A 12,788-nucleotide genomic window follows, 5' to 3' on the forward strand; every position below is an offset into this window, starting at 1 on the left:
GTCCAACGGGATCTTTTGCCTACCGTTCGCGGAACGGCCGCCCCAGTTTTGATTCAGCTCTTTAGCCCGCGACCGCCAGGCAAAAGACTCTCTGCATTCCGTAGACTTCCGCATAGGCGTTCAAGAACTCAGGGGATTCTCTGAACTTATGAAATAACGGCCAGTCGTGATACGACAGCTCCTCAAACAACTCACCTTGCTTGCCTATCAGTTTCATCATCCCTGCGGCCGCTGGGAAATCGTCATTTAAAACTGCGATTGCAAGTTTAAAATCTCTATATGTAGCAGTCCAGTCTAAAGATTTTAGGGCAGCCTTACAACCATCTTCATTACCAGAAAACTTTGCTGCGATAGCTGCATTAATAGTTCTAATCCTTAGATCAAGTTCGGAAATACTGTCTTTCATGGGTTCAGTAAGAGTAAATTTTGCAATTTCATTTGCTGTCTTCCACCGCTTATCAGTGAGGAGATCGAAAAGCACTTGATTTGCACCTTCATGTGCAATATTTTTTTCATTGGGAAATAATTTTCGCCAAAGTGTGTGGCAAAGCATAAAGGCTACTTTCGAGACCACAATCGATGCACGAGAAAAGTATTCACCACCTAATTTCAATGTGTCGCCAAGTTTGGGGCGTTTTTGATATATGTAACCTTCTCTGTCGCAAACTACAAAGTACTGATCGCTAACTACCCCTCCGTTGTGAACAACAAGGTTTCGTCTTTGCGACATCTCAATGAATTCCCCCCACTCAGGGAAGGTACGAAGTTTTAGTCCAAACTTGGTTTCAAGAGAAACAAACTGTTCAATATAGCTATCTCGTCGAAATGTTTCGACTTCCTTTTCCAGCATATCAAGTTTGATCGCATTTAAATCTTCATATGCAAGCAGATCGGCAAAGCTCAGTTGTCGGGAAATTCCTTTTAATAGTTCGCTTTTCTTCTTATAAATTACCTTTAGCAGGGCACCAACGAACGCATCGTATTCAGAGAAAAGCTGAGTAAATAAGCTTCGCTGCAGTGTTTCTGGAATCCGCATTCCACCAAGGCCATCCAACGCCCTAATTGCATTCAGCATTTCGGACGCTTCGTGGGCTGATAATGCGTGATAGACATTGGTTTGATCTTCGTTCTTTGACGCATATTTGGCAAGTTTCTTTGCATTGGCTTCATGCTGACTTCTTAGCCATGAAAAAACATGCGGAAGAACAATCATGTGAGTCTTCTGAATTGATCGTATATCACCCAAAAAAATATCCAATACAGAATTTATTGGATGATTTTCTGTCGGCCTATCTATTTCCGAGTCAGTGTTCGGGATAGCATCCATTTCTGCAGAACTTTTTTTAGGTATCAGCGTCTGAATTCCTTTTTCTTCTTCCTTGTTTGCCATTGCAATTGCTCCTTGATTAATATTCTAAAAAATAGTCTCGTAGTCTGTTAAGTTTCCAATCTCCGCCCAAATCCCCCGTCCCCACTCGCTGTAATCACCAATCGATGCGTCGCCCTAGTCGCCTCCCACATAAAACAACCTCGCCTCCTCCCGCTCATCCTCTCCCGCAGCAGGTACCTGCCCAACGCCCATCAGCGCCACCACCGGGAACTCCAGCCCTTTGCTGGCGTGCATGGTCAGCACCTTGATGGTGTCCTCAAGCGGATTGAAGCTGCCTGAGCCCTGGCGCACCTGGTGCGGCAGTTGCCAACGACTCAGTGCCGGGGCGCATTCTTCCATCTCGTTGTGGTGACGGCAAAGCACCGCCATGTCACCCCACGCGTGGTCCTCTTGATGGGCGGTGTTCAGTAAGTCGGAAATCTTGGTGGCTTCGGCGCGCAGCTTCGGCAAGCGGATGATCAGCGGCGCCTCGCCATCGCGCCCGCGGTTGATGCGTCTGAGCGGTCGCTGGGCACGACTTCTGCTCAGAACTGCCAACGATCTTTCGCACTTCCAAATGGCAACAAGCTGACTTTTCTGGCTACTTTTCATCAAAGTTCAAGTCGCATTGACCGCCAGTTACCTCGGGATTAAGGCACCGCTTTTCTAAACGCTTAGCTGCTACGCCTTTCATGCAGTTCCAAAACAAATGCCACGTAATCAACAGCAAGACAGCAGCAATAAATGCGAAGATTAGTCTTTGAGTTTTTACTATTTCTTGGACATAACGCTGAATATCTAAGTTTTCCAGCTTCGTACATAAAAGTTTTACTTCTGATTCCGTAAATGACGTGCGTAGCGCATTGTCACGAGCATTTGCTTGGCAATCTGATTTATGGAGTATTCCCACATTGAATAGCGAGATTGCTTTCGCCTCTTCATTGTTCATAAGAAACCAGCGACTTGTAGCTTTGAATTTGAGAACTGCGTCATTGATGACGATGCCCTGAGAACCAATCACTGCTGCAAGGAACGTGAATGAGGTGAATACAATTTTTAGCCTTTGCACCCATGCAGGAGGAAGTTTTTTCAGCCGAACCCGCCGCAAATCCGGGTCAAAGTAGTCATCGCACCAGCTAATGGCTTTCATCTCAACGTCATGAAACTTTGCCCATTGAATCAGCTGGCGTGCGCTCTCCAATGTTTTCACTTGGACGCCGGTGAGGAATCGAAATGACATCAAGCTCGTCTGTTCATCAATATAGGCGCTGATTTCAGGATCGCTGATCGGTTGGCGGCCATGAAGTAGTCGCCAAATACGGTACATCAGCACATGGCGTGACTCGGTTCGCCACCATAGCCACCCGAATCCCAGCAGCGTAAAAGTTGATACGAGGATGCCCAGAACACTGGGAAGGGTTGAGAACGCAGTCAAGTCCATATGACGCGTCCTTCAACAAACCGTGGAGGTAGACGGCACGTTGTGCCGGAGCAGGTAATCGTCGTCGAGCTTCTGTTCCAGCCGCTCGGCCACGCGTCGCTCGCCGCCTGTCATGCGCGACACACAAGCGCCAAGCGCCGGTATCAAGGTTGCCATGTGGTGATCCCGTCCCTGAGATTGTTTGCGGGCCATTATGGGCGCAATCGCAGGGGGCTTGGTAGGGATCGGGCCAGGTCAAACCCTTAACGCGGCGGAGCTTGCTGTTGGGTGCCGTGCGCTAGCGCACGGTCTTGTAGATTCACGCGTGCATTTAAGCGACGCTCACGGACGTACGACGATCTCGTTCCTCACGGATTTCACCCCGTTCACACCACGCGCGATGCTCTCTGCCATGTTTTTCTCCGTGGTGTTCTTGGCAAAGCCCGACAGCAGGACGACGCCATTGAGGGTTTCGACCTTGATGCTGGTCGCGGCGACCTGCGTGTTGTCGACGAAGCGCGCCTTGATTTGGGTGGTAATCGTGGCATCGTCAATATAGGCGCCGACGGTTTCCTGGCCGCGCGTGACGGCACAGCCGGTGGCGGTGAGCAGAGCCACTGCGGCAACAACGGCGGCAAGAAGAGTACGAATGATCATGATGAACCTCCTGTGAAAGTTGATGTGGGCTTGGCCTCGACTGATTGTCTGACGGGTTGCGAGCCCCACGAGCAGAAAAGAGTAATGCGAAGTAACCTGGCTGGCAAGCCAAAAGCACTCCGAAAAAATGCGGAAACTTGATGATTCGCAAGCGCTGCGACACCTGCGCAATAGCCGCTGATACATCCGGTTGCGTCATGCTGTCAGGGGGAGGCAGATAATTAAACACATGGCTACACGAACAGAAAACGCGGTGACAGCCTCCAGGCTTGCGCCGCCGGCAGCATGAGCACGGCACGACGCACGCTGCTTGCAGTCGTCATCGGCGCGGCGATCATCGGCCCGGCAGCGCTCTGGTGGAACATGTCCCGGCCCGCGCCCCAGGCGCCTGTTGCCGCGGCACCCGCACCTGAACCCGCGGCGGCACCGGCCGTCCCCGAATCGGCTGCGGCGCCCGCAGAGCCGGTGATCCAGTACCCGGTCGAAGCACCACCCGCCCAGGCGCTTCCCTTGAAGGCGGCTGATTTGGGCACGGTGTTGACCGATCTTCTGGGCCGCAAGGCAGTTCTTGAGTTCTTTGCGCTTGATGAATTTCCGCGCCGCTTGGTAGCCACGGTCGATAACCTCGGACGCTCCCACGCGTCGCCCATGCTGTGGCCCATCAAGCCGACGCCTGGCCGCTTCATGGTTGAAGAACGCGCGGGTGGCAGCGTCATCAACGCCGACAACAGCCAGCGCTACACGCCGCTGGTGCTGCTGGCCGAATCGGTAGACGCGGGCAAGGCCGTCGATTTGTACATTCGCATGTACCCCTTGCTGCAGCAGGCGTATGAAGAATTGGGTTACCCCAAGGCTTACTTCAACGACCGGCTGATTGCGGTGATTGACCAGCTGCTCGCCACACCGGGTGCCGACGAGCCCATTCAGGTTCACCTGACCGAGGTCAAAGGGACGGTTGCGTCGCTGCAACCCTGGGTGCGCTACGAGTTTGTCAATCCGGCCTTCGAGTCGCTGTCAGCCGGCCAAAAAATCATGCTGCGCGTCGGGTCGGTCAACGAACGCCGGCTGAAGGCGAAACTCACCGCGATTCGCCAGCAACTCATCAAACGGGTGGTGCCCCGTTAGACAGCGCCTTGACGCCAGCGGCGTTCCTTATCGGGCACAAGCGCTTTTCGTTAAAATCGGGCCCGCGACAAGGTTCGCCGGCCCACCGGTGCCGGCTTTGTCACGCTGTCCCCCCACCCACATTGATCTTTTCCCATGCCCCAACTGACCCTGCCAGCATCCTCCCCAACGGCTGATGCAGCCCTGCTACTTGAAGTTGCTGAACTGGTGGTGAGCGCCTTGAACCTGGACGTTGGCGCGGCCGACGTGCAAGCCGACGAACCCCTGTACGGCGACGGGCTGGGGCTGGACTCCATCGATATTCTTGAAATTGCACTCGTGGTCTCCAAGCGCTACGGCTTGCAACTGCGCGCGGGCCAGGAAGACAACCACGCCATTTTCCTGTCGCTGCGCAGCCTGAGCAACCATATCGCCGCCCAGCGTACCCAGTGAAAGCTGAATGGGCGACACGGCTCAAGCAAGCCGTTCGTTGGGGCGGCTTGCTTACCCTGGGCATCGCTTATGCGTTGCTGTCCCATCGGGCTGCCGCGTCAAGCACACCCGATTTGCAGGGCGCCCTGGTCGCCCTCGCGCCCCTGCTCGCCCTGGCCTTCATGCTGGCTTGGCGTTCGCGCCAACGCGCCCTCATGTTGGCCCTGAGCCTGGCGGCATGCACCGTGATTTACGGTGTCAAGAGCTGGCTGGTGGCCCATTACAACTGGGTCTTTCTGCTGCAGCATGCAGGCACCTATGCGCTCTTGTGTCTGGCCTTCGGCAAAACCCTGCAGCGTGGCGGCACACCCATGATTTCGCGCTTTGCCAGCATCGTGCACGGCAGCCTGACGCCGGCGCTCGCGCGCTACACGCGTGCGGCCACCTGGAGCTGGACCTTTTATTTCGGCGCCACCGCAGGGCTGTCGCTGCTGCTGTTCTGGCTCGCGCCTGCCGCCATCTGGTCGACTTTTGCCAACCTGATGGGCATTCCGCTGCTGGGCTTGATGTTTGTGGGTGAGTATGCGGCGCGCTGCTATGTGTTGCCCGCTTCTGACCGCGCCGGACCGCTGGCGGCGATTCGCGCCTACCGGCAAGCGAGCGCGCAAGACAAGGCGCGCCGACCATGAGCAGCTTCCCGCTCGTCACGCACCCGCACGCGCAAGACATCCTGGCTTACGGCCCTGCCGGGCCGATCACCGTGGCGCATTTTCTGGCCGATGTCAGGCAGTTGGCCGCAGATCTGCCTGCGGGCCGGCACGTTCTCAATGTCTGCGTCGACCGCTACCGGTTTGCCGTCGGCGTGGCAGCGGCCTTGCTGGCCGACAAGATCAGCCTGCTGCCACCCACGCTCACGATAGAGATGATGCGCCAGGTCGAGCACTTTGCGTCCGACGTGTTTTGCCTGGTTGACCAGCCGCAGGCCTTTGATCTGCCCCAGTTTGCGTGGGCGGGCGCGCCGGCCGTTGATGCAGCGGCAGCGGATGCAGCCAGCGCCACCTATGAAGTTCCCGAAATTCCGGCCGCGCGTACGGCGGCCATCGTGTTCACGTCCGGCTCGACCGGCACGCCGGTGGCGCACCGAAAGGACTGGGGCGGACTGGTTCGCAGCGTTCGGGCCGAAGCCGCCCGCCTGGGGCTGCTGGACGGCAGACGCCACAGCATTGTGGCCACGGTGCCACCGCAACACATGTATGGCTTTGAGTCCTCCGTGCTGCTGGCGCTGCAAAGCGGCTCAGCCCTGAGTGCGGCGCATCCGTTTTACCCGGCCGACATCTGCTCGGTGCTCGCGCAATCGCCGCGCCCGTGCCTGCTGGTCACCACGCCCCTGCACCTGAAAGTCCTGCTGGCGTCGGGGCTGGACATTCCCGCCCCCGATCTGGTCCTGTCGGCCACTGCGCCCATGCCGCCGCAACTGGCGCTGGCCGTCGAGGCCCGCCTGCAGGCGCCCTTGTTTGAAATCTACGGTTCGACCGAGACCGGCCAGATTGCGACCCGGCGCACCACCCAGACCGCCCAATGGACGCCTTTCCCGGAACTCACGCTCAGCGTTTCGCAGGGGCGCACCTGGGTCTCGGGCGGGCATGTTCAGCCGCCCATGCCGATGGCGGACGAACTCGAACTCTTGAATGGTGGGCGTTTCCTGCTGCATGGCCGCACCGCCGATCTCATCAACATCGCGGGCAAACGCAGCTCGCTCGACTACCTGAACCATCAGCTCAATGCCATCCCGGGCGTGATCGACGGCGCGTTTTTCATGCCCGCCGAGCAAGACGACGCCAGCGTGACGCGCTTGATGGCCTTTGCCGTCGCGCCCGGCATGAAGGCGACCACCCTGCTGGCGGCCCTGCGGGAGCGCGTTGACGCGGTGTTTATCCCCAGGCCGCTGGTGCTGCTGGCATCGCTGCCTCGCAACAGCACGGGCAAATTGCCGCGCGACGCATTGCAGGCACTGGCGTCTGATCATCAGCGCAAAGGCACGCCCCATGCAGCTTGAGACCACGCTTTTCATCGCGCCGGATCATCCGGCTTTTGCCGGCCATTTTCCGGGGATGCCGATTGTGCCGGGCGTGGTTTTGCTGGACGCCGTCATTCATGCGGCGCTGCAGACAGGGCGACCCAGGGCACCCGGGGACGGCTTTGATACGACGCCGGTGTGCCAGATCAGCGCCGCCAAGTTTCTGAGCCCGGTCGGCCCCGGCGAGACCCTGACGCTTTTGCTCACCTCGGGCGCTTCGGGCCGCACCCGCTTCGATGTCTCCAGCGGCCAGCGGAAAGTCGCCACCGGCACGCTGGTGTTGCCACCGTCTGCGCCATGACGACGCAGCAGCAGGCCACGCCGTCAGGCGGCGCTGAATGGCAACAGCGCCCCGAGCGCAGCAGCCTGTTCATGCTGCGCCTGATGACCTGGCTTTCACTGCGGCTGGGCCGGGGCGCGAGCCGCGTGGTGCTTTACGCGATCGCGGCCTATTTCCTGGCGTTTGCGCCGACTGCGCGTCGCATGTCACGCGATTATTTGCGCCGGGTGCTCCAGCTGCCGGCGCCCGCAGCGGTCGGCTGGCGCCATCTGTTTCGGCACTTCCTGTGCTTCGCGTCGGTGATCCATGACCGGATCTATCTGCTCAACGGGCGCTTCGAGCTGTTTGACATCCGGGTTCACAACCAGGACCTTATCGACAAAGTCGTCGCCGACGGGCAGGGCGTTTTCCTGCTCGGCGCGCATCTGGGCAGCTTCGAAGTGCTGCGGGCCATCGGCCGCCAACAGCCCGGCCTGCGGGTGGCCATGGCGATGTTTGAGGAGAATGCGCGCAAGATCAACGCCGCGCTCGGCGCCATCAACCCTGAAGCGCAACAGGACATCGTGGCGCTCGGCCACATCGATTCGATGATTCAGGTGCATGAACTGCTGGGCCAGGGCACGGTCGTGGGCATGTTGGGCGACCGGTCGCTGGGCCAGGACGACACCCGCGCGTTTGATTTTCTGGGCGATCCGGCCGAGCTGCCGCTGGGTCCGTTCCGGATGGCGGCGATATTGAGGCGCCCGGTCCTGTTCATGACCGGGCTGTATCGCGGCGGCAACCGTTACGACATCCACTTTGAAGCGCTGGCGGATTTCTCCAAAGTGCCGCCACGCGGGCGCACGCTGGCGGTCCAGGCGGCCATGGCACGTTATGCTGCGCTGTTGGCGTACTACTGCCGCAGCGCGCCCTACAACTGGTTCAACTTTTTTGATTTCTGGCGCGCTCCCGTGCCGCGACCCAGCCGCTCTCCTGAAAAAATTCAACCCACGCCATGATGCACCCCGTTCGACTTTTTAGACTGGCGCCCATCGTGCTGGGCCTGGTATTTGCCATGACCAGCCCGGCGGTCTTGGCGGCCTGGGACATCCAGCAATTGATGGACTCCCTGGCCCAGAACAGGTCCAGCCAAGCCAGCTTTGTCGAGAAAAAGACGATTGCCATTCTTGACCGGCCGGTCGAGTCGTCCGGGCAACTGTTCTACACCGCGCCTGACCACCTGGAAAAGCGCACGCTCAAGCCCAAACCCGAATCCATGGTGATCGACGGGGGTGACCTGTTGATTGAGCGTGGCCGTCAAAAACACCGTCTGCAGTTGCAGGCTTATCCTGAACTGGCGGCGTTCATCGACAGCATTCGCGGTACTTTGGCGGGCGACCGCCAGGCGCTGGAGCGCAACTATCAACTGAGCCTGGAGGGCACGGCAGAGCGCTGGACCCTGCAACTTCTGCCACGGGACGACAAGATGCTGGCCGTGGTGCAGCGCATCCGCATCACCGGTGCCCGTGACCTGGTGCGCAGCATCGACATCACCCAGGCCGATGGCGACAGCTCCTTGATGAGCATTGAAAAATTGGTGACGCCGTGAGGCCTGATACACGCCGCCGTGGCCGCCTTGCCGTCGCGTTGTGGCTGGCGTTTTTGCTGCTCTGCGCCGGCGTGATCAGCCGCACCAGCTTCACCACCGACTTGTCGGCCTTCATGCCGCGCACCCCCACGCCGGAGCAGCGGCTGCTCATGGACCAACTGCGTGACGGCCTGGCTTCGCGCCTGATCCTGGTCGGCATTGAAGGCGCCGATGCGCCCCGCCGTGCCCGGCTCTCCAAACACATCGCGCAGCGCCTGCGCACCGATGCGGCTTTTGTCACCGTCAACAATGGCGAGCCCGTCAACACCGAGCGCGACCGCGCCTTTCTGTTCAACAACCGCTACCTCTTGAGCCCGGCGGTGACGCCTGCGCGCTTCAGCGCGGAAGGATTACATGCCGCCTTGAGCGAGAGCATTGACCTGCTCGCCTCGCCCGCCGGGCTGCTGGTGAAATCCATGTTGCCGCGCGACCCGACCGGTGAGATGGTGCAATTGCTCGAACAGCTGAGCAGCGGCACGCAGCCCAAGCTGGTGCAGGGCGCCTGGGCCTCACGCGACGGTGCGCGCGCCCTGCTGCTGATGCAAACGCGCGCCGCGGGTTCCGATACCGATGCCCAGCAAAGCGCCATGACGGCGATCCGCCAGGCGTTTGAAACAGCACCGGAGGCCCACGCGGACGCCCGGCTGGTCATGAGCGGTCCCGGCGTGTTCTCGGTGACATCGCGCGAGACCATCAAAAGCCAGGTCAGCCTGCTGTCACTCATCAGCATCGGGCTCATCGCGGCGCTGCTGCTGCTCGTTTATCGCTCTATCACGGCACTCGCCCTGGGGTTTTTGCCTGTCATCAGCGGCGCGCTGGCAGGTGTTGCGGCGGTCAGTCTGGGCTTTGGCTCGGTGCATGGCATCACGCTGGGCTTTGGCACCGCCCTGATCGGCGAGGCGGTGGACTATTCGATCTACCTGTTTGTGCAATCCGAACAGGGCGAGGCCGACCCGCAGCACTGGATCAAGCGCTTCTGGCCCACGATCCGGCTCGGCGTGCTGACTTCCATAGCCGGCTTTGCCGCCTTGCTGCTGTCGGGCTTTCCGGGCCTGGCGCAACTCGGCCTGTATGCGATTGCCGGGCTGGTTGCTGCCGCCAGCGTGACCCGTTTCGTGCTGCCACAGCTTCTGCCGGCCAACTTTCGCATCCACGACGTCACCAACGTCGGGCGCGTCTTGGCTGGCCTGGTGCAGCGCGCCGCTGCACTGCGCTGGCCAGCCGTGTTGCTGTTGCTGCTGGCCTGCGCCGTTCTCATCAACAGCCGCAGCAGTTTGCTCAATGACAAGATTGCGTCCTTGAGCCCGGTCTCGCAGGCCGATGTGGCGCTCGATACCCGCCTGCGGGCTGACATGGGCGCGCCGGATGTGCGCTATCTGGTGGTTGTCTCCGGCGCCAGCCAGGAAGAGGTGTTGCGCTCTGCCGAGCAGGTTTCAACGCTGTTGCAAGCGCAAGTCGATCAGGGCGAGCTGGCCGGCTTCCAAAGCCCCAGTCGTTATCTCCCCAGCGCAGCAACGCAGCGCGCCCGCCAGGCCAGCTTACCCCTTGCGGCACCGTTGGCGTCCAACCTGGCACAAGCCGTCCAGGGCTTGCCCTTGCGTGCGTCACTGTTGACACCGTTTCTGGCGGACGTTGAAGCCGCCCGCAGCCGGCCCCTGCTGCAGGCCAGCGACCTGGCGCAGACCTCCATGGCGATGGCGCTCGATGCCTTGCTACTTGCGCAAAAGGACCGCTGGACCGCCTTGTTGCCGCTCACCGCACCGGAGGGTGTGGGCATTCAGGCCGACAAGATTCGCTCGGCCTTGACGCGCACGGGCTTGAACAATGTGCTGTTCGTGGACATGAAAGCCGAGTCCGACCATCTCTACGGTGGCTATCTGCATGAAGCCACGCTGCTGTCGCTGGGTGGACTGGTCGCCATTGTGGGCTTGCTGCTGCTGGTCTTTCGCTCGCCGATGCGTGTGCTGCGCATCATTGCGCCGCTGGCAGCGGCTGTCATCACCGTCACGGCAGGGCTGGCCCTGTGGGGTCAGCAATTGATCATTCTGCATCTGGTCGGCTTGCTGCTGGTGGTGGCCGTGGGCTCCAACTACGCCTTGTTTTTTGACCGCCCGGATGCGCGCACGCCGATTGCGCCGCGCACCCTGGCCTCGATGCTGTTTGCCAATCTCACCACCGTGGCTGGCTTTGGCGTGCTGGCGTTTTCCAAGGTCTCCTTGTTGCAGGCCATGGGCGTCACCGTGGCACCGGGCGTCATCCTGGCGCTGATCTATGCGGCGATTTTTGCCAGGAAACCCCATGCGTGATGCCCAGCGGCGGACCTGGTTGATCCGCGCCACTGTGGTCCTTCATCTGCTGGCTTGGGGGGCCGTCCTGACTGCGCCCGCGCTATGGCCTTGGGCGCTGGCTGGCGTGGCCCTCAATCACCTGCTGATTGCGGCCGTCGGCCTGTGGCCCCGCAGCCATTGGCTGGGGCCGAACTGGACACGCTTGCCTTTGGCGGCCGTGGCCCGCCGTGAAATTGCGCTGACCATCGACGACGGCCCCGATCCGGTCGTCACGCCGCTGGTGCTCGATCTGCTGGACCGTTACGCGGTTCAGGCGACCTTTTTTTGCATCGGCGAGAAAGCCGCCCGCTACCCCGATCTGTGCCGCGACATCGTGCGCCGTGGCCACGCGGTGGAAAACCACAGCCAGCGCCACCGTCATTATTTTTCGCTGCTGGGGCCGCGTGGCATCGCGCGTGAACTGCAGGCGGCGCAAGACACTTTGAGCTCGATTACCGGCCAGCGCCCCCTGTTTTTTCGTGCCCCGGCCGGCTTGCGCAACCCCTTTCTCGACCCGGTGCTGACCCGGCTCGGACTCAGGCTGGCCAGTTGGTCCGCACGCGGTTTCGACACCCGGATCAGCGACCCTGCGCGCGTTCAAGGCAAGCTGCTCAGTGGCTTGCAAGCCGGCGCCATTTTGCTGCTGCACGACGGCCATGCGGCACGAACCACGCGGGGCATCCCGGTCGTGCTCGAAGTGCTGCCGGCGCTCGTGGCGTCTGCTGCGGCCGCTGGCCTGCGTTTTGTGACCTTGCGGCAAGCTGCATCGCCATGAAGGAGCAGCCTTGAACGAGCCGCGTCGGCAGACCGTCTGGTACCGTCAGGTGGCAGAGGTCCTCTCCCAACATATGGTTCTGAAAAGCATAGGCACCATGCTGTTCATCGCCCTGTTTTTTGGTGCCTATTTTTTCCTGCTCAAGCACCCCGCCAGCGCCGTCACGGTGATGCCCTTGACCCTGCTGGACCGGCTGATCAGCTTTGAACCCCTGACCATGCCGCTCTATGTCTCCTTGTGGGTTTATGTGTCCTTGCCCCCGGCCTTGCTGGCAACGCGGCAAGAACTTTATGCGTATGGCCGGGCGATGGCGGGGACTTGCTTGAGCGGCCTGGTCATCTTCTTCCTGTGGCCTACCGCGGTCCCCGCCGCCGATATCGACTGGGCGCGCTATCCGGGTGTGGATTTTCTCAAGAGCCTGGACGCCTCGGGCAATGCCTGTCCTTCCCTGCATGTGGCCACCGCCATTTTTTCATGCCTCTGGCTGCACTACCTGCTGCGCCGCTTTGGCGCGCCGTGGTGGATGCGCCTGTTCAATGGGTTGTGGTGCGCCGGCATCGTCTATTCCACACTGGCCACACGCCAGCATGTCGCCGTGGATGTCGCGGCCGGTCTGCTGCTGGGGGGGCTGGCAGCCGCTCTGTCCTTGCGCCATCTCATACCCCTGAAAAGCTAGCGGGCCAGGCCCAACCCCTTGAATTTGCTAGACTCCGGCTCACT

General features: G+C 60.3%; 12 protein-coding genes and 2 pseudogenes. 9 read left to right on the forward strand and 5 right to left on the reverse strand.

What is annotated here, in order from left to right; all coding sequences use genetic code 11:
- Positions 1 to 61: 61 nt before the first annotated feature.
- The 5 genes and pseudogenes from WA157_RS19455 to WA157_RS19475 all read right to left on the reverse strand — a co-directional run bounded on the left by WA157_RS19455 (position 62) and on the right by WA157_RS19475 (position 3,446).
- The gene (locus WA157_RS19455) at positions 62 to 1,390 is read right to left on the reverse strand and encodes a hypothetical protein (protein WP_422622557.1); all 1,329 of its coding nucleotides are present in this window, start codon (positions 1,388 to 1,390) and stop codon (positions 62 to 64) included.
- 114 nt (positions 1,391 to 1,504) lie between these two features.
- Entirely contained in the window at positions 1,505 to 1,927 is a 423-nt protein-coding gene (locus WA157_RS19460; protein WP_422622558.1) for a 3'-5' exonuclease, read from the reverse strand.
- Positions 1,928 to 1,970: 43 nt separating this feature from the next.
- Positions 1,971 to 2,810: a DUF6216 family protein gene (locus WA157_RS19465; protein ID WP_422622559.1), complete on the reverse strand. Its 840-nt coding sequence runs from the start codon at positions 2,808 to 2,810 to the stop codon at positions 1,971 to 1,973.
- A gap of 33 nt (positions 2,811 to 2,843) precedes the next feature.
- Positions 2,844 to 2,966, reverse strand: a pseudogene (locus tag WA157_RS19470) (NERD domain-containing protein); the annotation flags it as partial.
- 165 nt (positions 2,967 to 3,131) lie between these two features.
- Positions 3,132 to 3,446, reverse strand: coding sequence for a BON domain-containing protein (locus WA157_RS19475; RefSeq protein WP_422622560.1), 315 nt, complete (start codon positions 3,444 to 3,446; stop codon positions 3,132 to 3,134).
- A gap of 285 nt (positions 3,447 to 3,731) precedes the next feature.
- Between WA157_RS19475 and WA157_RS19480 the strand changes: the two genes are divergently transcribed.
- The 9 genes and pseudogenes from WA157_RS19480 to WA157_RS19520 all read left to right on the forward strand — a co-directional run bounded on the left by WA157_RS19480 (position 3,732) and on the right by WA157_RS19520 (position 12,744).
- Positions 3,732 to 4,571, forward strand: a complete 840-nt coding sequence (locus WA157_RS19480) for a DUF3014 domain-containing protein (RefSeq protein WP_422622561.1) — start codon at positions 3,732 to 3,734, stop codon at positions 4,569 to 4,571.
- 135 nt (positions 4,572 to 4,706) lie between these two features.
- Positions 4,707 to 5,003, forward strand: coding sequence for a phosphopantetheine-binding protein (locus WA157_RS19485; RefSeq protein WP_422622562.1), 297 nt, complete (start codon positions 4,707 to 4,709; stop codon positions 5,001 to 5,003).
- A complete protein-coding gene (locus tag WA157_RS19490) occupies positions 5,000 to 5,671 on the forward strand; it encodes a hypothetical protein (RefSeq protein ID WP_422622563.1) in 672 nt (223 codons plus the stop codon). The genes WA157_RS19485 and WA157_RS19490 overlap by 4 nt, the downstream gene beginning before the upstream one ends.
- Positions 5,668 to 7,360, forward strand: a pseudogene (locus tag WA157_RS19495) (AMP-binding protein). Before WA157_RS19490 ends, WA157_RS19495 begins: the two are co-directional and overlap by 4 nt.
- Positions 7,357 to 8,337 (forward strand): acyl-CoA synthetase, encoded by a 981-nt coding sequence (locus tag WA157_RS19500; RefSeq protein WP_422622564.1) that lies wholly within the window; start codon positions 7,357 to 7,359, stop codon positions 8,335 to 8,337. Before WA157_RS19495 ends, WA157_RS19500 begins: the two are co-directional and overlap by 4 nt.
- Positions 8,334 to 8,927, forward strand: a complete 594-nt coding sequence (locus WA157_RS19505) for a LolA-related protein (protein WP_422622565.1) — start codon at positions 8,334 to 8,336, stop codon at positions 8,925 to 8,927. Before WA157_RS19500 ends, WA157_RS19505 begins: the two co-directional genes overlap by 4 nt.
- The gene (locus tag WA157_RS19510) at positions 8,924 to 11,272 is read left to right on the forward strand and encodes an MMPL family transporter (RefSeq protein ID WP_422622566.1); all 2,349 of its coding nucleotides are present in this window, start codon (positions 8,924 to 8,926) and stop codon (positions 11,270 to 11,272) included. The genes WA157_RS19505 and WA157_RS19510 overlap by 4 nt, the downstream gene beginning before the upstream one ends.
- On the forward strand, positions 11,265 to 12,068 hold the full coding sequence (locus tag WA157_RS19515; protein WP_422622567.1) for a polysaccharide deacetylase family protein: 804 nt from the start codon (positions 11,265 to 11,267) through the stop codon (positions 12,066 to 12,068). Before WA157_RS19510 ends, WA157_RS19515 begins: the two co-directional genes overlap by 8 nt.
- Before the next feature lie 10 nt (positions 12,069 to 12,078).
- Positions 12,079 to 12,744: a phosphatase PAP2 family protein gene (locus WA157_RS19520; RefSeq protein WP_422622568.1), complete on the forward strand. Its 666-nt coding sequence runs from the start codon at positions 12,079 to 12,081 to the stop codon at positions 12,742 to 12,744.
- Positions 12,745 to 12,788 lie beyond the last annotated feature (44 nt).

It is taken from the genome of Rhodoferax ferrireducens (genome assembly GCF_049302455.1).
GTDB lineage: Bacteria > Pseudomonadota > Gammaproteobacteria > Burkholderiales > Burkholderiaceae_C > Rhodoferax > Rhodoferax ferrireducens_B.

Excerpts from the sequence above, each read along its gene's own strand:
- WA157_RS19515 (WP_422622567.1), top strand. The coding sequence starts at position 11,265 with ATGCGTGATGCCCAGCGGCGGACCTGGTTGATCCGCGCCACTGTGGTC.
- WA157_RS19455 (WP_422622557.1), bottom strand. The coding sequence starts at position 1,390 with ATGGCAAACAAGGAAGAAGAAAAAGGAATTCAGACGCTGATACCTAAA.
- WA157_RS19500 (WP_422622564.1), top strand. The coding sequence starts at position 7,357 with ATGACGACGCAGCAGCAGGCCACGCCGTCAGGCGGCGCTGAATGGCAA.
- WA157_RS19475 (WP_422622560.1), bottom strand. The coding sequence starts at position 3,446 with ATGATCATTCGTACTCTTCTTGCCGCCGTTGTTGCCGCAGTGGCTCTG.
- WA157_RS19485 (WP_422622562.1), top strand. The coding sequence starts at position 4,707 with ATGCCCCAACTGACCCTGCCAGCATCCTCCCCAACGGCTGATGCAGCC.
- WA157_RS19505 (WP_422622565.1), top strand. The coding sequence starts at position 8,334 with ATGATGCACCCCGTTCGACTTTTTAGACTGGCGCCCATCGTGCTGGGC.
- WA157_RS19465 (WP_422622559.1), bottom strand. The coding sequence starts at position 2,810 with ATGGACTTGACTGCGTTCTCAACCCTTCCCAGTGTTCTGGGCATCCTC.
- WA157_RS19480 (WP_422622561.1), top strand. The coding sequence starts at position 3,732 with ATGAGCACGGCACGACGCACGCTGCTTGCAGTCGTCATCGGCGCGGCG.